Below are 20,442 nucleotides of genomic sequence, written 5' to 3' on the forward strand. Positions count from 1 at the left end.
TAGCCGGAGCACGCCTGGCTCCGGCACCCGCGCAGGAAACCTGAACAGTAGTCGAGCTGAAAGGCCCACTTCTATGTCCGAGACTGTGTCTGAGACGCACGCCGCGGTCCCGTCGGCCTACCCGCCGTCTTCGGAGTTCGCCGCGCAAGCCAACGCCACCGAAGACCTCTACCGCCAGGCCGAGCAGGATCGACTGTCTTTTTGGGCCGAGCAGGCCAATCGGCTGTCCTGGGACACACCGTTCACCGAGGTGCTGGACTGGTCTGGGGCCCCGTTCGCCAGGTGGTTCATCGGAGGCAAGCTCAACGTCGCCTACAACTGTGTTGATCGCCACGTCGAAGCCGGAAACGGGGGTCGGGTGGCGATCTACTGGGAAGGCGAACGGGTCGGCGACAGCCGCACGATCACCTAATCCGCGTGCTCGACCAAATAGCAACGGCGGCAACAATGAAGGGCGGACTCCTCAAGCAAACCGGGGTCCTAGGCCACAAAGGCACAGAACGACCGCCGGTGTCACCCGCGGATCTCTAGCGCGGGACCATCATCGGATCGGCCAGAAGCGGATCGTAATCCGCTAGCCAACGTGGGTAACACGGTTACAGATAACACTGTCACCCACGAAACCTGCCCCAAACCCGCGTGGGTGACAGTGCTACAACTCCTCGACCCATTACAGATAGCCAGGTTGGGCCGTCGGTCAAGTCCGGCGTGCCTCGATGAAGGCCGTCTTTCTCGTCGGAATCGGCGGTGCGTTCGTTTGGGTTGCCTTTGTCCTCTGCGGCGGGATCGTCGCCGGCAGGCCCGCGAAATCGACCGAAGGCCACCGTCGTCCCGATGAGGGCGCCGATTAGCGTCGCCAACCACACCAGGTGTGCGATCACCGCGAGCAGTCGACGATCGGCGGGTACGCCTGCTGCGGTGCCGCCGACCCGATACAGCACCAGGTCTTGCCCGCGATAGGCCACCGGAAGACGCTCGAATGTCCTTGCGGCCGAGCCTATATCGCCGGGTGTGCCCACTTCGACCATTAGCCATCCCACGCCATCACGGCGAAGCGCAACCGGGTCGGCGCCGGTCAACAGCAGCCGCTGTACCCGGTGCGCCCGGTCTCCCTCACCGGGAATCGTCACACCCGAAATGATCAGGTCGCCGGTCATCAGCACGTCGGCGCGCACCCAGCGCGGCAGCGGATCCAGGACCGGCGCCCGCCCGGACCAGGCGAACTGCCGCATGGTGTCGGCCGGCAACACCGCGACCTCCCCGGGATCACGGTTGATTAGCGCCGCGACGGTTGTCCAGTCGGTCGGGTAGTGCACCGGCTCGACTTTTCCTGCTACGCCCCATGCCAAGTCGGGAAGTGCGAGCAGCAGCGCCGCACAGCACACGAGCGCGGTCACCGTGGGCCGCAGCCAACGCCGCAACGTCAGCACCGCGCCGGCACCGGCCAGCGCGTATCCGGGCATCGCCAGCGCCACCCACTTCTGCCCGTCGCGCAGCACGCCCAGGCCGGGCGCGGCCTCGACCACCGCGTGCAGCACGGATAGGCCCGGCCCGGTGGCCAGTGCGGCGGGTACCACCACGGACACCGCTGCCAGCAACACCAGTGGCACCGCCGCCCGGCAACGCACCAGCGCCGGTAGCCCGAAGACCACAACGGCAAACAGCACCCCGGCTGACACCACTGCGAAAAGTGTTGCCCGCGAAGCCGGTACGGCCTCGCCGTTCCAGATCCCACCCAGGCTGGCCAAGCTGCCGAGCGTCCCCAGACCGGGCTCGGCGCGGGCGGCGAACGCGGCAACGTCCGGGGTCCGCGCCCAAATGCGGTCGGCCGATGACAAGCCCAGTGCCGCGGCCGTCAACCACGGCAGTGCCGCCACCTGGGCCGCGCCCAACATGACGGCGGCGCACATCCAGCGCGGCCTGGGCCCCCCCGGGCCCCCAACAGGGACAGCGACGCAAACCAGTCCGATCACGGCCGCAAGGATCAACCCGGTCGGGGTCAGCCCGGCCAGCGCGATCCAGAACACCAGCCCGAAAAGTTCTGACCAGACAGGCCGGTCGGTCGATCGCAGCGCCAGCACGGTCGTCGCCACCCAGGGCAGGCAGCCATAGCCGAGCAGCAGGCTCCAATGCCCCTGTAGCAGCCGTTCACCGACATACGGATTCCAAATCGCCAGCGTGATCGCGACAAACTGGCCGCTGGCACCGGCTTCCGGCAACACCATGGCGACCAGCCGGGCCGCGCCCCAACCCGCCAGCCACAGCCCCGCGACGAGCAACGCCTTCACCACAATGCCGCCGTCGACGCAGTGCGATGCCAACGCAATGGCGAAATCCTGCGGCGTCGCCCGCGGAGGCGACATCAGCCCGAGCGCGCTATCGGACAGATACGACCGCGGCGTGGACACCGCATCGCGTAGCAGCAGGTATCCGGGGCTGATCAGCGGCGCAGTCACCAGCAGCGCCAACGCCAGTGCGTACCCGGGACGGGACCACTGCAGAGCCCAGTGGCGTACCGCCGTCACGTCACCTGGCTCGGTTTGATGGCCGGGCTTCTCCTCAGCCGTTCCGGCTGCATCGTCGCCCGGCTCGGTTTGATGGCCGGGCTTCTCCTCAGCCGTTCCGGCTGCATCGTCGCCCGGCTCGGTTTGATGGCCGGGCTTCTCCTCAGCCGTTCCGGCTGCATCGTCGCCCGGCTAGGACCGATCGGGCGGACCCGAAGTCGGCGGGCTTCCCGAACTCGGCGGACCCGCGCCCGGTGGCCCCGACTCCCGCTGCAGGTCGCTCGGCGGGGTCGGCAGCTTCTCGGTCTCGGCCTCGGCGCCGGGCACTCGTTCGACCGGCGGTTCGCCGCGGCCGAAGAACCCGTGATCCGCGGTGTCTAGCCCGGGGTCGAGCAGCGCCGCTTCGGTCCGCAAGCTAAATGAGCCGAGCAGCAGGCCGCCGATCAGTGCGATCACGCCGGACGCGGTGAAGCTGATCGGCAGGACCCGGGACCACAACGCCAGTCGGTCGCGCTCGTTACGCGCGGCATTCACCTGCGACTCAATGGTCTCCTCGTTGGAGGTGACTTTGTAGTCGACCATCGTCACCTCTGGTTTCAGCGGGTCGCGGGCAAAGTAGTGATTGGCGTGGTCGTCTTCTTTGACGATGGTCCCCGACTCCGGGTCCACCCAGAAGGTTCGCTGCGCCGCGTAGTAGCGGGTCATGGTGATCTTGTCGTCCGGGTCTCCGGGCACGTCCCACGTCGCCGCGGTGGCGGTCACTTTGCTGTCCTCGTCGTTGGCATACAGCGACGGGTACTTGATCGGCTCGGCCAGTTTGCCGTCGGCGTCGTAGCCGACGTCTTGGGTGAACCGATAGGTGGTCAAGCCGTTGACGTCTTCCTCTCCGCTGTAGTTGGCGTCGAACGCCTTCTGCGCGATCGGGTCGAAATACGGATACGTCCTCTTCTCGGTGTGGAAGGGGAATCGGTAGGACAGTCCGTCGTGCGGCAACGCGATATTGGTGGGTGGGTTTTCCTCGTGGAAGCCGCGCGGTTTCTGGACGGCCCCGCCGGGATGGGTGTCATCGGAAACCGCCATCGCGGTTTTGCGGTTGAGGGTGACGGTGTCGACGAGTGCGAGCAGCAGGCCGGTGTCTTTTTGCTTGTCGCTGCGTCGAACCGAGCTACCCACTTGCAGTGTGACGACGTCGGCGTTGGCGGGGGATTCGACGTCGATCTGCTCTTGGGATACCAGCGGCACGTTGTGATCGACGACGAGCTTCTGACTGTTCAAGGACGCTGGGTCCAACGCGGTGCCGGTGCCGTCACTGATCAACGTGACATCCAGATTGAGCGGGATCTTGGTGATCCTGCTGCTGGTGTACGTCCACAGCAACAGGGCGGCGACGAGCAAGGCGGCTCCGAGTCCCATGATCCCGCACGCGGCCATCCGCAACATGACTGCTCGGTTCACGTTGCCGCGACCTCCTTCTGGTCTGACTCGGTTCGGGACACCAAACACCCGCCCGTCGCGACCGGCCCGACCTGGGGCCAGCGAAGCAAAACTTGTTCGACCCTAACAGCAATATTTAAGGTTGCGTTTTAGGTCCCCAAGGTGGGCAAACGGGGTGTACCCGATTTGCCGGGTACACCGTCACGGGCAGACTGTCAGCATGAGCCGCGCCGGCGACGATGCAGAGCGAAGCGATGAGGAGGAGCGGCGCCGATGACTGCAGCCGGTACCCAGCAGGTGGGGGGAACTCGTAATTTCCTGCCCGCCGTGGAAGGAATGCGGGCATGCGCGGCCATCGGCGTCGTCGTCACCCACGTCGCATTTCAGACGGGGCACTCCGGTGGGGTCGACGGTCGGCTGTTCGGTCGCTTCGATCTGGCGGTCGCGGTGTTCTTCGCGTTGTCGGGATTTTTGTTGTGGCGCGGACATGCGGCGGCGGCGCGCGGTCTGGGGTCCCGCCCGTCGACCGGTCATTACCTGCGATCGCGGGTGGTGCGCATCATGCCGGCGTACCTGGTGGCCGTCGTGGTGATCCTGACCCTGCTGCCGGACGCCGATCACCCGAGCCTGACGGTGTGGCTGGCGAATCTCTCGCTCACTCAGGCGTATGTGCCGCTGACGTTGACACACGGGCTCACCCAGATGTGGAGCCTTTCGGTGGAGGTCACTTTCTATCTGGCATTGCCGATCCTTGCACTGCTGGCGGCTCGGCTGCCGGTCCGCGGCCGGGTGCCCGCGATCGCCGCTCTCGGTGTCGCCAGCTGGTTTTGGGGCTGGATTCCTTTCGCGGCGCCGGCCGGGCTCAATCCGCTGAACTGGCCGCCGGCATTCTTCTCCTGGTTCGCTGCGGGGATGCTGCTCGCGGAGTGGGTGCACAGCCCGCTCGGATGGGCGCATCGGCTCGCCCGACGCCGGGTGCTGATGGCCGTCGTCGTGTTGGCGGCTTATCTGGTGGCCGCCTCACCGCTGGCCGGGCCCGCGGGGTTGGTCCCGAGCAGCGCCACGCAGTTCACGGTGAAGACCGTGATGGGTGCGCTGGTGGCGGCGGGCCTGGTGGCACCGTTGGTGCTCGACCGGCCGGACACCGGCCATCGGCTTTTGGGTACCAGGCCGATGGTGACGCTGGGACGCTGGTCGTACGGAATCTTCATCTGGCATCTAGCGGCGCTGACCATGGTGTTCCCGGTGATCGGGGAGTTCTCCTTCAGGGGCCACATGCCCGAGGTGCTGGTGCTGACGCTGATCTTCGCTATTGCCATCGCCGCGGTGAGCTATGCGCTCGTCGAATCACCATGCCGAGAAGCATTGCGGGGCTGGGAATCTCGTAGAAGGCAACAGCGCACGCTGACGCTCGACAGCGCCGTCAGCCCGCGCCAAGAGGACGCAATCGCGCCATGACCTCGGCGCGGACCGCCGAGCGGCGCGCCTTGCCGGCGTCGTCGCGCAGCGGGGTGTCGACGAACTCGACGGTGGCCGGCACCTTGTATCCGGCGATACGGTCGCGCAGAAACGCCTGCACCGCCTGCTCATCCAGCGCCGACCCCGCCTGAACCAGGGCATAGGGCACTTGGCCCAGATCCTCATGGGGCACACCAACAACCAGGCAGGACAGCACATCCGGGTGCCCCGACAGGGCGTTCTCGATCTCGGCCGGGTAGACGTTGCGGCCGCCGACCGTGAACATGTCGACCCGGCGATCGGACAGGAACAAGAACCCGTCCTCGTCGAAACAGCCCAAGTCGCCCAACGAGTCCCAGCCGTCGCGGGATTTCGCCGTGGTGCCGATGTACCGGTAGCTCGGTGCGCTGCCGGGGTTGGGCCGCATGTAGATCTCGCCGACCACGCCGGGCGGGCACGGGTTGCCGTCGTCGTCGAGCACCTTCATCTCGCCCATGACCACCACACCAACCGATCCGGGATGCGTGACCCATTGGTCGCCGGAGATGAAGGTCATCGCCTGAAATTCTGTACCGCCGTAAAGTTCCCAGACCCTTTCGGGGCCGAGCAGGTCGATCCACGCCTGCTTGATGGCCGGCGGGCACGGCGCCGCGAGGTGCCAGAACCGCCGGATCGACGACAGGTCATACGACGACGGGTCGGCGCGGTAGACCGGCAGCGCCCGCTGCATCATCGTCGGCACCGTCGTGACGAGCTGGGGGCGATGCTCGGTGATCAGCCGCAGGAACTCGTGCGGGTCGAACCGGCCCATCAGCACCAGGTGGCTCCGCATGATCAACGCGACCGCCGCGGCGGTGAAGCCCGTGGTGTGGGTCAGCGGCACCGGCACCAGCGCGGTATCGCCCTCCTGGCCACCCACGACGTATCCCAGTGCCGGCCCGAGCCGGCTGTCGCCGCCCGCCTCGATGAGCTTCGGCCGGCCGGTGCTGCCGCCTGACGCGATCGACCGCCAGCACGGTGACACCGCTTCCGGCAGCGGGTCGTCCGACAACGCCTGGTCGGGCACGAAACCTCTAGGAAGACTTGGTATTCCGGGGTGCGTTCGCCCCACGAGCAGCGCGCGTGGCCGCAGTTCCAGCAGGCCCTCGAACTCCGCGTCCGGCAGCCGCGGGGACAGCGGCTGCGGCACCGCGCCCAGCTTCCAGCACGCCACCATGGCCTCTACGCACTCGACGCAGTTGGGCAGCACGATGGTCACGTAGTCGCCGACGCCGACGCCGCGCTCCGCATAGGCGCGCGCCAGCCGGCTGGTCGAACGGTCGAGTTCGCCGCGGGTCAGCGTGCGTCCGTCGCAGGTAACCGCCGGCTCGTCGGGGGCGAGCGCGGCCAGCGCCGAAATCTGGGTGCCGATCGGCGGGACCGGCTCACTCTGGGTCACGAGTAGGCGCCCTGTCGCTCGAAGATGCGGCGCGGGTTGTCGACGAGCATGGTGTGCAGCTGTTCGTCGGTGACCCCGCGTTCCTTCAACGCGGGGATGACGTCGTTGTGGATGTGTAGATAGTGCCAATTGGGGGCGGCCACCGGCAGCAGATCCTCGGGCAGCGCATCGAAATAGCAGTTGGCGTCGTGGGAGAGCACCATCTTGTCGGCATGGCCGCGTTCACACATTTGCGCCACGATGTTCACTCGGTCCTCGAACGGCAGGATCACGTCGATGCCGAACCGGTCCATTCCCAGATAGGAACCGCCGGCGATGAGCTCTTCGAGGTAGCCGATGTCGGTGCTGTCGCCGGAGTGGCCGATGATCACCCGGCTCAGGTCAACACCTTCTTCTTCGAAGATGCGTTGTTGCTCGAGCCCGCGCCGCAGGCCCGCGTGGGTGTGCGTGGAGATCGGTACGCCGGTGCGCTTATGCGCTTGGGCGACCGCGCGCAGCACCCGCTCGACTCCGGGGGTGATGCCGGGCTCGTCGGTGGCGCATTTGAGGATCCCCGCCTTGATGCCGGTGTCGGCGATGCCCTGCTCGATGTCGCGGACGAACATGTCGGTCATGATCTCCGGCCCGCCCAGCTGCGCGCCCGGGCCAATGTAGTGGAAACAGAACGGGACATCGTTGTAGGTGTACAAGCCGGTCGCGACAACAATGTTCAGTTCCGTCTCCGCGGCCACGCGGGCGATGCGCGGGATGTAGCGGCCCAGCCCGATCACGGTGAGGTCGACGATGGTGTCCACTCCGCGCGACTTGAGCTCGTTGAGCCGGGTGACGGCGTCAGCCACCCGTGCGTCTTCATCGCCCCACGCTTCCGGGTAGTTCTGGGCAATCTCGGTGGTCATGATGAACACGTGCTCGTGCATGAGAGTGACGCCGATGTCAGCGGTATTGATCGGTCCGTGGGCGGTATTCAGTAGCGACATGGGGCCGATGTTAAGTGGTCTACTGCTCGCGCATGACGGGCTTCGGCGGACCGGTGGGCTCGATCAGCATGCCGCGCCTTCCTGCCCGAGGTCACCCGGCCGGATCTGGTGCACGGCCTGAGCGCCTCCGGTACGCAACGCCGCCAGCGCGGCATCCGCGACGGCGTTGGTGGCATAGCCGTCGTACGTCGACGGCCCGTCGATCGAGTCGTTCGCTACCCCCGCCATCCACGTGGCGTTCTGAGTCCGATAGGCGCCGTCGAACCGTTCGATCCAGGAGTCCGGCAGGCGCCGGGCTGCCACCCCATCGGCGACGGCGCTTGTCGTCAGCGACGGCGATCCCAGGGTGAGACTGCCGTGGCCGGCAACGAGGTCGAGCCCGATGTCGTATTGCATTCCCGGTCCGCGACCGACTTCGACAACACCGAGGATGCCGGTTTTCGACATCAGCGTGAGCAGGATAGTCACCGTCGACCCATCGTCGCTGCTTTTGGCTGCGCAGGTGACGACGCTGATCTCCTCACCGGTAAGCCAGCGGAACAGATCGATATCGTGTGCGGCTGAACTGGCGATGAGCTGCTGAGCTTGAAAGTTGTTGAAAGTCAGCGGATTGTGATGCCGCTGTCTGATCAGGATGGGTTGGCCGACTCGACCGGACCGGATGGTGTCGTGGATATGCCGGTAGTCGCTGTCGTATCGGCGCATGTAGCCGACTTGGACGAGCCGGCGGCCGCTGGCTCGTTCCGCCTTGACCAGCTGCAAAGATTCTTGCGCCGAGAGGGTCAGTGGCTTTTCGCACAGCACATAAATGCCACGTGCGATGCACGCGTCGACGATCCCGTAGTGGGTGGGATCAGCGGTGGCCACGACGACAGCGTCGATATCGACGTTGCTCAGGCAGTCCAGCGGATCGTGAAAAACCTTGGCAGCCGGCACAACAGCGGCGGCACGTTCGGCAAACGGCAGGTGGCTATCCGCCACCGCGATGAGCTGCGCCCACGGGGCCAGGCGTTCAAAGATCTTCAGATGATGCAGTCCCATGGCTCCCAGCCCGAACATGGCCAGCCGGACCGGCGTGCGAGTCGCGGCCACTACTGAATGCTCCTGTTCGGTCAACTGGTAAAGCTTAGGGCTTGCGAGCCTCGATCAGTACCCGCGAGGAGTGGGTAACGAGGGCACCCTCCGCCTCGATCTGCCGGTGCAATTTCAGCAGCTCGTCGCGGTATTTGGCGACAGTGAAGCCTGGGACCACCCAACTCAACTTACGCAGGAAGTAGATCACTGCGCCGACATCGAAGAACTCGAGCCGTATCCGTTCGTGTCGAAGGTCGACCACGTCCAGTCCGGCCGCGGCGACCTCGGCGCTGACGGTATCTGGGTTCAGCTGTCCACGGATCGGGCTTCGAGGCTTTCGAGGCTGCGCCCCCACAAAGGATTCAATCAGTGTGCGGAGGTAGATGACGCCGACGTGCTGGGCAAAGTAGCTGCCGCCGGGTATGAGCACCCGGGCGATCTCGTCCCACCACACTGCCGACGGATGCCGGCTGGTAACCAGATCGAATGCGGCGTCGGCGAACGGTAGCGGCGGCTCGTCACCGGTGGCGACCACCACCACGCCCAGGGGATGCAGCAGCCGGGTGGCCAGGGTGATGTTCGGCGGCCACGGCTCGGTGGCGGCCATCGTCGGCGGAAAGGGACCGGCCCCCGCTAAGACCTCACCGCCGCCGGTGTAGAGGTCCAGCCCAGAAGTCGCCTCCGCCAGGCGTCCACGCAGCAGCCGTTGGTATCCCCACGTCGGGCGCTGCTCGGTGGCCCTACCGTCCAGCCAGGAGAAGTCCCACCCCGCGACCGATACCGAATCGGCCTCCGCGACCAGTTCGTCGAACGTTCGTGGCATCTGGGTGTCCACGTCAGAAAGCGGCGTCGTCGAGGTCCATCAAGGCGGTCGAGGTGCGAGCCAAGATGCCGCGCGTCGCGGTGATCTCGGGCAATACATTGGCGGCAAAAAACTGCGCCACCGCGATCTTACCCTCGTAGAACGCCCGCTCTTTGCCCGTTGCGCCGGAATCCAGTGCCCGCAGCGCGATTTCAGCGTGGAACAGCAACTGCCAGCCGATGAACAGATCGCCGACGGCCAGCAGATACCGCACCGAGCCGAGCCCGATTTTGTACAGCTCGGCCGGGGCTTCGGCCGATCCCATCAGATAACCGGTCAGGGTGGCCGTGATCGCCTGCACGTCCTCCAAGGCGGTGCGCAGGTAGTCGCGCTCCACCTTCAGCCGTTGGTCAGCGGCGTCGTTGTCGATGAAGGAGTGGATCTGCCCAGCGACGTGCATCAGTGCGCCGCCCTTGTCACGCGCGATCTTTCGGAAGAAAAAGTCCTGCGCCTGGATCGCGGTGGTGCCCTCATACAGCGAGTCGATCTTGGCGTCGCGGATGTACTGCTCGATCGGGTAGTCCTGCAGGAAGCCCGAACCGCCCAGGGTTTGCAGCGATTCGGTCAGGTACTGGTACGCCCGCTCGGAGCCCACCCCCTTGATGATGGGCAGCAGCAGATCATTGACGCGGTTTGCCATGTCCGCGTCGGCACCCGAAACTGCCTCGGCGACAACGGGATCCTGGTGTGCGGCGGTGTAGAGGTAGATCGCTCGCAATCCCTCGGCGTAGGCCTTCTGCATGATCAAGGAGCGACGCACGTCGGGGTGGTGCATGATAGGGACCCGCGGGGCGCTCTTGTCGAGCATCTGCGTCATGTCGGCGCCCTGGATGCGCGTCTTGGCGTAGTCGAGGGCGTTGAGGTAGCCCGTCGACAGCGTTCCCGACGATTTGATGCCTACCAGCATGCGCGCGTTCTCGATGACTTTGAACATCTGCGCGATGCCGCTGTGGTTGTCGCCGACCAGCCAGCCCTTGGCCGGGATGCCGTGAGCGCCGAACGTCAACTCGCACGTCGGGGAGGCCTTGTATCCCATCTTGTGCTCGAGACCGGTCGCGAAAACCCCGTTGCGGCCCACGATCTCGAAGGTGTCCCAGTCGAACAGGTATTTCGGCACGACAAACAGGCTCAGCCCTTTGGTGCCGGGCCCGGCACCCGCGGGGCGCGCGAGGACCAAGTGCAGGATGTTCTCGGTGGTGTCGCCGAGATCGCCACCGGAAATGAACCTCTTGACACCTTCGATGTGCCACGAGCCGTCTGGCTGCTCGCTGGCTTTGGTGCGCCCGGCTCCCACATCGGAGCCTGCATCGGGCTCGGTCAGCACCATCGTTGCGCCCCATCGGCGCTCGACCGCCGCGTTGGCTAACGCGCGCTGCTTGTCGTTGCCGAGCGCGAAGAGGATGTCGGCCATCGCCGGGCCGGCGTAGTAGAAAAACAGCGCCGGGTTGGCGCAGATGACCATCTCCAGAACCGCCCACACCATCGTCCTGGACACCGCGGTGCCGCCGATCTCGGGCGCGACACCGAGGCGCCACCACTCCGCATCCCAGATCGCTTGCACCGTTGCACGGATCGGGTCCGGCACGGTGATGGTGTGCTGGTCCGGCAGAAACACCGGGGGCGTGCGGTCGGCGGCGACGAACGACTCGGCGACCGGACCTTGGGCGAAGCGCGCAACTTCGGCCAGGATCTCACGCGTGGTGGCGCTGTCGAGCTCACCGACCGATCCCGAATCCAGCACGGGTCCCAGCTCCAGCGCTTCGAACAAGTTGAACTCGATGTCGCGCAGATTTGCCTTGTAATGCCCCATGAATCCCTCCTCGGTGAAGTATGTCGGGCCGTTCCCGTTTTCTGAGGCTATTTCCGATGTTTCAGGCGTCGTGCCCTCCGCCGTGCCGAAGCGGTCGAGACGGGCGAGCGCTTCAAGATCGAGCGCCCGGTGCTGTTACTCAGCGGTCACGCGGCGCTGTTCGATTGCACGTGAATATTTCGGTGGGCTGAACGTAAAGGCCCCAGTCGACGATGGCTGGGCCGAACAGCTCGCCGAACTTCGACCTTGAGGAGTGACCTGGCTCACAGTAGAGTGACCAGTGGTCATCGACGCGAGGAGGACCGGATGCCGACGGTGACTTGGGCCCGCGTCGACCCGGCGCGCCGGGCGGCCGTCGTGGCCGCCGCAGAGGCCGAGTTCGGGGCGCACGGGTTCTCGCGCGGCAGCCTGAACGTGATCGCCCGGCGTGCCGGAGTCGCCAAGGGCAGCCTGTTCCAGTACTTCGCCGACAAGCGCGACCTGTATGCGTTCATCACCGACGTCGCCAGCCAGCGGGTGCGTGCCTACATGGAGGACCGCATCCGCGAGCTCGACCCCAGCCGACCGTTCTTCGACTTTCTGACCGACTGGCTCGACGCGTGGGTGGCCTACTTCGCAGACCATCCGCATGAACGCGCGCTGCACGCCGCGGCCACTTTGGAAGTCGACACCGAAGCCCGCGTCAGCGTCCAGAACGTCATTCACCGCCACTACCTGGAAGTGCTGCGGCCGCTCGTCCGCGACGCGCGCGCCCGCGGTGACCTGCGTGCGGATTCCGACACCGACGCGCTGATGTCCCTGCTGCTGATGATCTTTCCGCACCTGGCGCTGGCGCCCTATGTGCGCGGCTTGGATCCGATTCTCGGGCTCGACGAGCCCTCGCCGGAGCAACCGGCACTGGCGGTGCGCCGACTCGTTGCGGTACTGGCGGCGGCATTTGCCGCGTTGCCGCAAGCTCACCAAATGGAGATAAAGGAGGTCATTACATGACACGGACGCATACCGGCTCGATGGTTGCGGGCGGCCTGAACTGGGACAGCTTGCCGCTCAAGCTATTCGCCGGCGGCAATGCCAAGTTCTGGAACCCGGCCGACATCGACTTCTCCCGTGACCGCGCCGACTGGGAGCGACTTTCGGACGACGAACGCCACTACGCCACCCGACTGTGCGCCGAGTTCATCGCCGGCGAAGAAGCGGTGACCGAGGACATCCAGCCGTTCATGTCCGCGATGCGGGTCGAGGGCCGGCTAGGCGACGAGATGTACCTGACGCAGTTCGCGTTCGAGGAAGCCAAGCACGTCCAGGTGTTCCGCATGTGGCTCGACGCCGTGGGCATCACCGGCGACCTGCACGAGTATCTCGACGACATCCCCACCTACCGCACAATTTTCTACGAGGAATTGCCCGACTGCCTCAACACGTTATCGATTGATCCCTCTCCGGCTGCCCAGATCCGGGCGTCCGTAACGTACAACCACATGGTCGAAGGCATGCTGGCGCTGACCGGCTACTACGCCTGGCACAAGATTTGCGTGGAACACGGCATTCTTCCCGGCATGCAGGAGCTGGTCCGGCGGATCGGTGACGACGAGCGACGCCACATGGCATGGGGCACCTTCACCTGCCGGCGCCACGTCGCCGCCGACGATGCCAATTGGGACGTCTTCGAAACGCGCATGAACGAGCTCATGCCGCTCGGGCTGCGCCTCATCGAAGAAGGCTTCGCCCTTTATGACCCGATGCCATTCGACATTTCGGTGGACGAGTTCATGCAGTATGCCGCCGACAAGGGGATGCGGCGGCTCGGCACGATCAGCAGCGCCCGCGGGCGTCCGGTCGGCGAGATCGACCTCGACTACTCGCCGGTGCAGCTGGAGGACACCTTCGCCGACGAGGACGAGAAGGCACTGGCGGCTGCGTCTGCGTGACCGGCCCCAGCCCGATGGTGGCGACCCGCTGCGCCCGGCTACGCCGCGCTTGCGATCGCCACTACCCGACCCACACCGTCTTGGCGTTGCAGAACGCGCGGATCCCAAGGCCGGCGAGCTCACGACCGTAGCCCGACCGTTTGACACCGCCGAACCCCAACTCCGGGTAAGACACCGTCATCCCGTTGATGAAGACCTGGCCTGCCTCGATGTCGTCGATGAAGCGCCGTTGTTCGGCTTCGTCATTGGTCCAGGCGTTGGACCCCAGCCCGAAGGTCGTGGCGTTGGCGATCTCGATGGCTTCATCGATGCCCGAGGCTCGATACATCGAGGCGACCGGGCCGAAGACCTCTTCGGTGTAGAGCGCCATGTCTTTGGTGATCTCGGTGACCACCGTCGGCGGGTAGAACCACCCCGGCCGGTCGAGGCGCGTGCCGCCACAGCGGATTTTGGCGCCGGCCGCGACGGCGTCTTCGACCTGCTTCGCGATTTCGTCGCGGCCAGACTCGGTGGCCAGCGGACCCACGTCGGTGTCGGGGTCCGTCGGATCCCCGACCTTCAACGCCTCCATCCGCTCGACGAACTTGTCGACGAACGCGTCGTAAATGTCGGTGTGGACGATGAACCGCTTGGCGGCGATGCAGGACTGCCCGTTGTTCTGCACCCGGGCGGTGACCGCGGTCTTGACGGCCTCGTCGAGGTCGACGGACGGCATCACGATGAACGGGTCGCTGCCACCGAGTTCCATCACGGTGGGTTTGATCTCGTCGCCACAGATGGCGGCGACCGATTGACCGGCCGGCTCGCTGCCGGTGAGGGTGGCCGCCTTGACCCTGGGATCGCGCAGGATGCCCTCGACTGCGCTGGACGAGATGAGCAGCGTCTGGAAGCAGCCGTCCGGGAATCCGCCGCGGGCGATGACATCGGAGAGATAGAGCGCCGATTGCGGCACGTTCGAGGCGTGCTTGAGGATGCCGACGTTGCCGGCCATCAGTGCCGGTGCGGCAAACCGGACCGCCTGCCAGAGCGGGAAGTTCCACGGCATCACGGCCAGCACCACCCCGAGCGGTTGGTACCGGATGTAGGCGCGCTTCGCGCCAACCTTCGACGCTTCCGCCGGCTCGTCGGCCAGCAGTTTCTCGGCGTTCTCGGCGTAGTAGCGAAAGCCCTTGGCGCACTTGAGCGCTTCGCCCTTGGCTGATTTCAGGGTCTTGCCCATTTCGAGAGTCATCATGGCCCCGACCTCGTCGGCTTCCTTCTCCAGCAGGTCGGCGGTGGCGTTCGCCCACTTGGCGCGCTGAGCGAAGGTGGTGGAGTGGCGGTAGTCGAGGAACCGGTCGTGGGCACGTGCGATTGCGGCCTCAACTTCATCGTCTGTTGCCGGGGTGAAGGTTTTGACCGTCTCGCCGGTGGCCGGGTTGATCGTGGCGATGGACACGCTGACATCCTTCGGTGGGTGGGTTTGGAAACGTCAGGTCTCCAGCCTGCCACTATCCTGGCCCGCGGAGGTGGCGGATGACTACAGCTGCGCAACTAATCGTTAAATGCCTGGAAAACGAGGGCGTCGCCGTCGTATTCGGGATACCGGGGGAGGAGAACATCCGCTTCATACAGGCGTTGGCGGCGTCGGATATCCGCTATGTGCTCACTCGGCATGAGCAGGCTGCGGCGTTCATGGCCGAAATGTACGGCCGGGTCACCGGGCGCGCGGCGGTGGTTTCGGCGACCTTGGGTCCGGGCGCGATCAACATGCAGCTCGGCGTCGCCGACGCCACCACCAACAGCACGCCGATGGTCGCGATCTCCGCGCAGGTCGGCCAGGACCGTGAGTACAAGGAGTCGCATCAGTACGTCGACCTGGTGTCGATGTTCGCGCCGATCACCCGGTGGTCTGCCGGTGTCCCGACCGCGCATGCCATACCGGAGATGGTCCGCAAAGCGTACAAGCTCGCCGAGGCCGAACGCCCGGCCGCGGTCTACCTGGCTGTGCCTGAACACATCGACGCCGATGAAGCGGATTACGACCTGAAACCGTTGCCGCGCAACGTCGTCCGCGCCGACGCGCCAGCCGTTCGCCAGGTGGCCCGCGCGGTCCACATTCTCCGCGAGGCCAAGCGACCGGTGGTGCTGGCTGGGCACGGCGCCGCCCGCGCCGACGCGACCGCAGCCCTGGTCCGGTTCTCCGAGGAGTTCGGTATTCAGGTCGCCAACACCTTCCACGGGAAGGGTGTGATGCCTGACGACCACCCCAACAGCATCGGGACCCTCGGGTTCATGCGGCATGACTACGTCAACTTCGGGTTCGACAATGCCGACGTCATCGTCGCGGTCGGCTACGAGCTGCAGGAATTCGACCCCGTCCGCATCAACCCGCAAGCCGACAAGAAGATCATCCATGTTCACCGGTTCCCGGCCGAGGTCGACGCGCATTACCCGGTCGCGGTCGGGATTATCGGTGACATCAGTGAATCGTTGGACGACCTCAGGCAGGCCCTCAAAGAAGCAGTCGGCGACCACCACTTCGATGGTTGCGAAGAGGTTCCAGGTTCCGGCCTGCTCGCCGAAGAATTCGCTCGGGGACAACAGGATTCGCGCTACCCGTTGGCGCCGGCGCGGGTCGTCGCCGATACCCGCGAAGCGCTCGGCCGTAGCGACGTCGTGCTGGTCGACACCGGTGCTACCAAGATGTGGATGGCCCGGCTTTATCCCACGTATGAACGAAACACGTGCTTGATCTCAAATGGTCTGTCCACCATGGGGTTTGCACTTCCCGGTGCACTTGGGGTCAAGTTGGCACGGCCGGAGTCGAAGGTGTTGGCCGTGGTCGGCGACGGAGCGTTCTTGATGAACTCGCAGGAGATCGAGACCGCCGTCCGGGAGCGGATACCACTGGTCGTATTGATCTGGGAAGACGGCGGTTACGGCCTTATCGAGTGGAAGATGGATCTCGAGCTCGGCGATCATTACTACGTGAAGTTCGGCAACCCGCACATCGTGAGTTACGCGGAAAGCTTCGGCGCCAAAGGCTACCGGATCAAGAGCGCCGACGAGCTGTTGCCGACGCTGAAGGCTGCGCTGGACGACGACGGCGTCTCGCTGATCTGCTGTCCGGTCGACTACTCGGAAAATCTGCGGTTAACCGACCGGCTCGGCGAGCTCGACGAGACGCTGTAGCCGTCCGCCGTCGTTACTTATTGGGCGCCGCTTCGGTCAGTGAAATGGGCTGCACGTAGTCGCCTTCCAGCGTGCGATGCCACCAGGCGTGATCACGCCGCAATTCAGCCGCGGTGGTGTAGCGGTATCGGTAGAGCTGGGCGCGCACGTATCGCGGTGGGGACTTCGGGAAGGGATTGTGGCGGAGCAGGCGCAGCGTCGCCGGATCGTTCTGCAAGAGCCGCAAGATAAATGGTCGAAGCCAGGGGTAGGCGTACTGCGGCGAGATGGCCGCAAACCACATCAGCCAATCCAGCCGCAGGTGATACGGCGCCCATTGCGACGGCGCTCGGCGCACCGCTCCGGGTTTGCCTTTGAATTCGTATTCCTGCCACACCGTCTGATCGGTGACCTCCGTCTCGTCGGTGCCTTCGATCACTACCTCCCGGCGGGTTCGGCCGATGGTGCCGAACGCGCCGTACGTGTTGATCAGGTGGAAGGGATTGAACGACATGTTCATCCGCTGCCGGCGGGAGATCATGTTGCGCACCGGCCAGTAGGTCAGCATCGCGGTCATTACCGTGAAGATGATCACCAGGCCGGCGAACCACGGCGGAGCCGCGGCCAGCGCCGGCTGCTCGGGAATGGGCAGTACCGCCGCGGCCGTCGACGCGTCAATCGCGCTGCAGCCCAACAGGATCGTCAACCAGTTCAGCCAGGCGAAGTTACCGGAGATCACCAGCCACAGCTGGGTGATGACGACGATCGCGCCGGCGATGCTGGCCACCGGCTGCGGGGCGAACAATCCGAACGGGACGATGAGCTGCGCGAAATGGTTGCCGACGACTTCCACCCGATGCAGGGGCTTGGGGAGGTGATGGAAGAACCAGCTCAGCGGCCCCGGCATCGGCTGAGTCTCGTGGTGGTAGTACAGGCAGGTCAGATCGCGCCAGCACGAGTCACCACGGAGCTTGATCAGTCCCGCACCGAACTCGAGCCGGAACAGCAGCAGGCGCGCCAGCCACATCGCCAGCACCGGTGGCGCCACCCGGTCATTGCCGAGGAAGATGGCCAGGAAACCGGTCTCCAGCAGTAGCGACTCCCAGCCAAACGAGTACCACGTCTGGCCAACATTGACGATCGACAGGTAAAGCATCCAGAGCAGCAGCCACACCAACACCGCGACCCACAGCGGCACAACGGCGGCCAAGCCCAGCGCCATCGCCGCCGATAACACCGCACCCAGCCAGGCGAGCGTCGCAAAGAACCGATCGGAATAGTGTGCGTGGAAGATGCTTGGCGCTCGCCGGAATGATTGCCGGGCCAGATAGCGCGGCACCGGCAGCAGCCCGTGCTCCCCGATCAGCGCCCTGAACTGTCGTGCGGCCGCGACGAACGCGAAGACATAAACGACCGCGATGCCACGCTCGAGTATCAGCCTGCTCAACCAATACTCGGGTGCGTTAAACCATCCCATGTCCGTAGCTCCTCGGACGGCGGACGTCTGGACTCATCCTCCCGCGTGTACAGCCGGCGCGGGTGAAAACGGCCCCTCAGGAGTCGGCTTTGAGGACCACCGGAACGGGTAGGTCGTCTCGGGCGAGCTCACCTGGAAAGCACGGGGACACGCCGGTAATCGTCGGTGGATATCCCGCGGGATTAGCCGCGACGATTTGGAGACTGTACCCATCCGGCGCGTAACCGAATCGGTTCGGTTTCCGGAACCCGTCGCGTTCAAGGACGTACCAGCCCCAGCCTTTCCAGATTTCACCGGTCTTCGCGATCATCGCGTCCAGATCGGTTCCGGGCGGAAAGACCGCGTCGCGCACATCGGAAAATTCGTTCGGCGGCACGCCGGTCGGCTCGTCATTGCATGGCGTATTGCCCGAGCCCGCGTACCGCGAGCGGTCGAAAACCATTCCTGCCGGCAATGCGTGGAGGGTCTTCTTCAGGTAGCCGATCACGGTGTCTTGGGCCTGTTGCTGGCTGGTGGGGATGACGGGTCGCACCTTCCAACCCGGCGGCGGGGCGGATGACATGGATGGTCCTCCAAGGATCGGGCTGTGGTGGCCACAGGCTGTGGCGAGCGCGATGGCCAGAACCACGCCGGCGATACCGGCTCGTGGGGCGGCGGCATTCATGGCGCAACGCCGGCGATGACGGCGCCCATATTGGCCAGCGCAATGTTGCGTTGATCCCAGTAGCTGCTGTGAGCGTCGACGCTCGGTAGCCCCAAGGGTCCGGCGGGTCCCGGATCGGCCGCCAAACGCCGGGCACCGAATTTCGGCGCGGTCGGATCGGATCCCAGTGTCCACTCGGTCACCACGCCGCTGATGCCGATGATGTCGTTGGCTGCCCTCATCACGTACACCTGGGCGCTCGGCTCCAGTGTGAGCCCGCCGGCACGGTCCACCAGCATGCCGGGGCTGCCAACCGCGATGACGTTGTCGGCGTCGAGGTGATGTCCACCCGAAGCGGCCGCGCCTATCAGGGTCGAGCCGTAGCTGTGGCCGATGACGGTGTCGATCGACGCCGGCCCGATGTGCGAGGCGCGCAGCCCGCCCACGAACGCGTCCAACCCGCCGGCGCCCCCGCGAGCGGGGTCAGGGAGGGCCGCGTGGCTCAAGTCCATGGGACGGTCATAACCCATCCACGTCGTAATCGACACATCCTCCGGGCCAAGAGCCTTGTCTGCGGCGCGCGCGGCGTTGTACAACGCCACTGCTTTCGCGTCGCTGAACCGCAGACGGGGCAGGTCCTCGCCGGTGCCGGGCACGAATATGCCATTGCGTTTGGCATGGTCCGGGTTCCCGATAGCCACCGCGCCGCGGCCGGTGTCATCGAGGAATCCCACATAGCGATGCACCCCATCCGTGCGGTCCAAATCGGCGCGAACGGCCTGGTATCCCGCCAGCCTGCGTCGGGCCGCCGTCAGGTGTGATTGCAACGCATACAGCGCGCTGTCGTCGACATTGTGGCCGACCATCATCTCGTCAACGCTGTGCTGCATTCGGTCGACGTCAGCTTCCGTCTGCTGCTGAAGTTCCTGCAGGTGCAACCGGTTGTAGTGGTCCTTCCCCAGATGATCTGTTGGGTCCCAGGGCATGCCGGCGTGGTTGCCGATGTTGTGGTCTTGGCGGTAAAGCCAGTCCTTTTCGTCTGGGGTGAGCTGATTCCACAACTCGTTGAACTTCTTCGGGTCTTCGGGCAGCGGCTCGGACAACGCATCCTGGATCTGCGGCCGATCATCGTGCGGTCCCGCCGGGATCGGCACATCCCCATCGGCCATGTTGATCGCCATCGCCAGCTCCGCGTCGACTGTGGTGGCCTTGGCCAGGATCGCGTCGAGCCGTGGTTGTAGCTGCACTTCGGCGATGAGGGCTTCCATCGGCGGACCGTTGAACGTCGAATTCGGCACCACGGTGTTGGTCAGCGGATCGATCGTCATGTGTAACTCGGCGGCATCCTGACGCAGCGTGCGCAACTCGGACTGCACACGCTCGATATCGTCGGCCGCCTTGTCGGCTGCGCGGGCCACCGCCAGCGACTCGTTGCCATGAGCGTCGAGGTCCTGGCGGATCGAGGCATTCGTGTGCTTCCTGGCCTCGGCGGTGGCACCGTCCCAGGAGTCGAACACCGCCAGCGAGCTGAGCTGACCCGAGGTCTCCAATGTGGCCTGCCCGCGTGCACCGGCCGCGTGGAACACCTCTCGCACAGCCTCGGCGCTCCACCGATCAATATCGGCCACCGGCAACGTCATGAGTCACGGCCGCAGGAGTTGATTCCGTCGTTGTTGAGCTCCGG

14 protein-coding genes and 2 pseudogenes are annotated in these 20,442 nt (G+C 65.4%); 5 read left to right on the forward strand and 11 right to left on the reverse strand.

The features are described 5' to 3' along the window. Nucleotides 1–73: 73 nt before the first annotated feature. Nucleotides 74–409, forward strand: a pseudogene (locus tag ACLQI9_RS23265) (acetyl-coenzyme A synthetase N-terminal domain-containing protein); the annotation flags it as partial. A 436-nt stretch (nt 410–845) separates the two neighbouring features. Here the strand turns inward: ACLQI9_RS23265 and ACLQI9_RS23270 are convergent. After that, a pseudogene (locus ACLQI9_RS23270) lies at nt 846–2,501 on the reverse strand (hypothetical protein); the annotation flags it as partial. 195 nt (nt 2,502–2,696) lie between these two features. Further along, the gene (locus ACLQI9_RS23275) at nt 2,697–3,959 is read right to left on the reverse strand and encodes a DUF3068 domain-containing protein (RefSeq protein WP_442376346.1); all 1,263 of its coding nucleotides are present in this window, start codon (nt 3,957–3,959) and stop codon (nt 2,697–2,699) included. A 252-nt stretch (nt 3,960–4,211) separates the two neighbouring features. On the opposite strand from ACLQI9_RS23275, the gene ACLQI9_RS23280 reads away from it, so the two are divergent. Next, on the forward strand, nt 4,212–5,396 hold the full coding sequence (locus tag ACLQI9_RS23280; RefSeq protein ID WP_442376344.1) for an acyltransferase family protein: 1,185 nt from the start codon (nt 4,212–4,214) through the stop codon (nt 5,394–5,396). Here ACLQI9_RS23280 and ACLQI9_RS23285 read toward each other — a convergent pair. From ACLQI9_RS23285 to ACLQI9_RS23305, 5 genes are all read right to left on the reverse strand, one after another. Beyond that, nucleotides 5,362–6,834 carry an AMP-binding protein gene (locus tag ACLQI9_RS23285; protein WP_442376342.1) on the reverse strand — a complete coding sequence of 491 codons (1,473 nt, stop codon included), beginning with the start codon at nt 6,832–6,834 and terminating at the stop codon, nt 5,362–5,364. The genes ACLQI9_RS23280 and ACLQI9_RS23285 overlap by 35 nt on opposite strands. Continuing rightward, nucleotides 6,831–7,811 (reverse strand): phosphotriesterase-related protein, encoded by a 981-nt coding sequence (locus ACLQI9_RS23290; protein WP_442376340.1) that lies wholly within the window; start codon nt 7,809–7,811, stop codon nt 6,831–6,833. The genes ACLQI9_RS23285 and ACLQI9_RS23290 overlap by 4 nt, the downstream gene beginning before the upstream one ends. Before the next feature lie 63 nt (nt 7,812–7,874). After that, nucleotides 7,875–8,927 carry a Gfo/Idh/MocA family protein gene (locus tag ACLQI9_RS23295; RefSeq protein WP_442392260.1) on the reverse strand — a complete coding sequence of 351 codons (1,053 nt, stop codon included), beginning with the start codon at nt 8,925–8,927 and terminating at the stop codon, nt 7,875–7,877. Nucleotides 8,928–8,937: 10 nt separating this feature from the next. Beyond that, nucleotides 8,938–9,708 (reverse strand): class I SAM-dependent methyltransferase, encoded by a 771-nt coding sequence (locus ACLQI9_RS23300; protein ID WP_442376364.1) that lies wholly within the window; start codon nt 9,706–9,708, stop codon nt 8,938–8,940. 13 nt (nt 9,709–9,721) lie between these two features. Continuing rightward, nucleotides 9,722–11,557: an acyl-CoA dehydrogenase gene (locus ACLQI9_RS23305; RefSeq protein ID WP_442392261.1), complete on the reverse strand. Its 1,836-nt coding sequence runs from the start codon at nt 11,555–11,557 to the stop codon at nt 9,722–9,724. A 306-nt stretch (nt 11,558–11,863) separates the two neighbouring features. Between ACLQI9_RS23305 and ACLQI9_RS23310 the strand changes: the two genes are divergently transcribed. Both ACLQI9_RS23310 and ACLQI9_RS23315 read left to right on the forward strand, forming a co-directional pair. Then, nucleotides 11,864–12,547 carry a TetR/AcrR family transcriptional regulator gene (locus ACLQI9_RS23310; RefSeq protein WP_442376335.1) on the forward strand — a complete coding sequence of 228 codons (684 nt, stop codon included), beginning with the start codon at nt 11,864–11,866 and terminating at the stop codon, nt 12,545–12,547. Beyond that, complete coding sequence (locus ACLQI9_RS23315; RefSeq protein ID WP_442376333.1) at nt 12,544–13,485, forward strand: R2-like ligand-binding oxidase; 942 nt, start codon at nt 12,544–12,546, stop codon at nt 13,483–13,485. The genes ACLQI9_RS23310 and ACLQI9_RS23315 overlap by 4 nt, the downstream gene beginning before the upstream one ends. Nucleotides 13,486–13,546: 61 nt before the next feature. On the opposite strand, the gene ACLQI9_RS23320 is transcribed toward ACLQI9_RS23315, so the two are convergent. Beyond that, nucleotides 13,547–14,923, reverse strand: a complete 1,377-nt coding sequence (locus ACLQI9_RS23320; protein ID WP_442376331.1) for an NADP-dependent succinic semialdehyde dehydrogenase — start codon at nt 14,921–14,923, stop codon at nt 13,547–13,549. A gap of 77 nt (nt 14,924–15,000) precedes the next feature. On the opposite strand from ACLQI9_RS23320, the gene ACLQI9_RS23325 reads away from it, so the two are divergent. Beyond that, complete coding sequence (locus ACLQI9_RS23325; RefSeq protein WP_442392262.1) at nt 15,001–16,659, forward strand: acetolactate synthase large subunit; 1,659 nt, start codon at nt 15,001–15,003, stop codon at nt 16,657–16,659. A 13-nt stretch (nt 16,660–16,672) separates the two neighbouring features. Here the strand turns inward: ACLQI9_RS23325 and ACLQI9_RS23330 are convergent, their stop codons facing one another. The 3 genes from ACLQI9_RS23330 to ACLQI9_RS23340 form a co-directional block, all read right to left on the reverse strand. After that, entirely contained in the window at nt 16,673–18,115 is a 1,443-nt protein-coding gene (locus ACLQI9_RS23330) for a lipase maturation factor family protein (protein WP_442392263.1), read from the reverse strand. A 76-nt stretch (nt 18,116–18,191) separates the two neighbouring features. Next, nucleotides 18,192–18,677, reverse strand: coding sequence for a hypothetical protein (locus ACLQI9_RS23335; RefSeq protein WP_442392264.1), 486 nt, complete (start codon nt 18,675–18,677; stop codon nt 18,192–18,194). Between the two features lie 98 nt (nt 18,678–18,775). Continuing rightward, on the reverse strand, nt 18,776–20,386 hold the full coding sequence (locus tag ACLQI9_RS23340; protein ID WP_442376324.1) for an alpha/beta hydrolase: 1,611 nt from the start codon (nt 20,384–20,386) through the stop codon (nt 18,776–18,778). Nucleotides 20,387–20,442 lie beyond the last annotated feature (56 nt).

The organism is Mycobacterium sp. (genome assembly GCF_052143115.1).
In the GTDB taxonomy this organism is placed as follows: domain Bacteria; phylum Actinomycetota; class Actinomycetes; order Mycobacteriales; family Mycobacteriaceae; genus Mycobacterium.

Bases quoted from the DNA above. Each gene is read 5' to 3' on its own strand.
- ACLQI9_RS23280 (WP_442376344.1), top strand. From the start codon at position 4,212: ATGACTGCAGCCGGTACCCAGCAGGTGGGGGGAACTCGTAATTTCCTG.
- ACLQI9_RS23290 (WP_442376340.1), bottom strand. From the start codon at position 7,811: ATGTCGCTACTGAATACCGCCCACGGACCGATCAATACCGCTGACATC.
- ACLQI9_RS23300 (WP_442376364.1), bottom strand. From the start codon at position 9,708: ATGCCACGAACGTTCGACGAACTGGTCGCGGAGGCCGATTCGGTATCG.
- ACLQI9_RS23305 (WP_442392261.1), bottom strand. From the start codon at position 11,557: ATGGGGCATTACAAGGCAAATCTGCGCGACATCGAGTTCAACTTGTTC.
- ACLQI9_RS23310 (WP_442376335.1), top strand. From the start codon at position 11,864: ATGCCGACGGTGACTTGGGCCCGCGTCGACCCGGCGCGCCGGGCGGCC.
- ACLQI9_RS23315 (WP_442376333.1), top strand. From the start codon at position 12,544: ATGACACGGACGCATACCGGCTCGATGGTTGCGGGCGGCCTGAACTGG.
- ACLQI9_RS23325 (WP_442392262.1), top strand. From the start codon at position 15,001: ATGACTACAGCTGCGCAACTAATCGTTAAATGCCTGGAAAACGAGGGC.
- ACLQI9_RS23330 (WP_442392263.1), bottom strand. From the start codon at position 18,115: ATGGGATGGTTTAACGCACCCGAGTATTGGTTGAGCAGGCTGATACTC.
- ACLQI9_RS23335 (WP_442392264.1), bottom strand. From the start codon at position 18,677: ATGTCATCCGCCCCGCCGCCGGGTTGGAAGGTGCGACCCGTCATCCCC.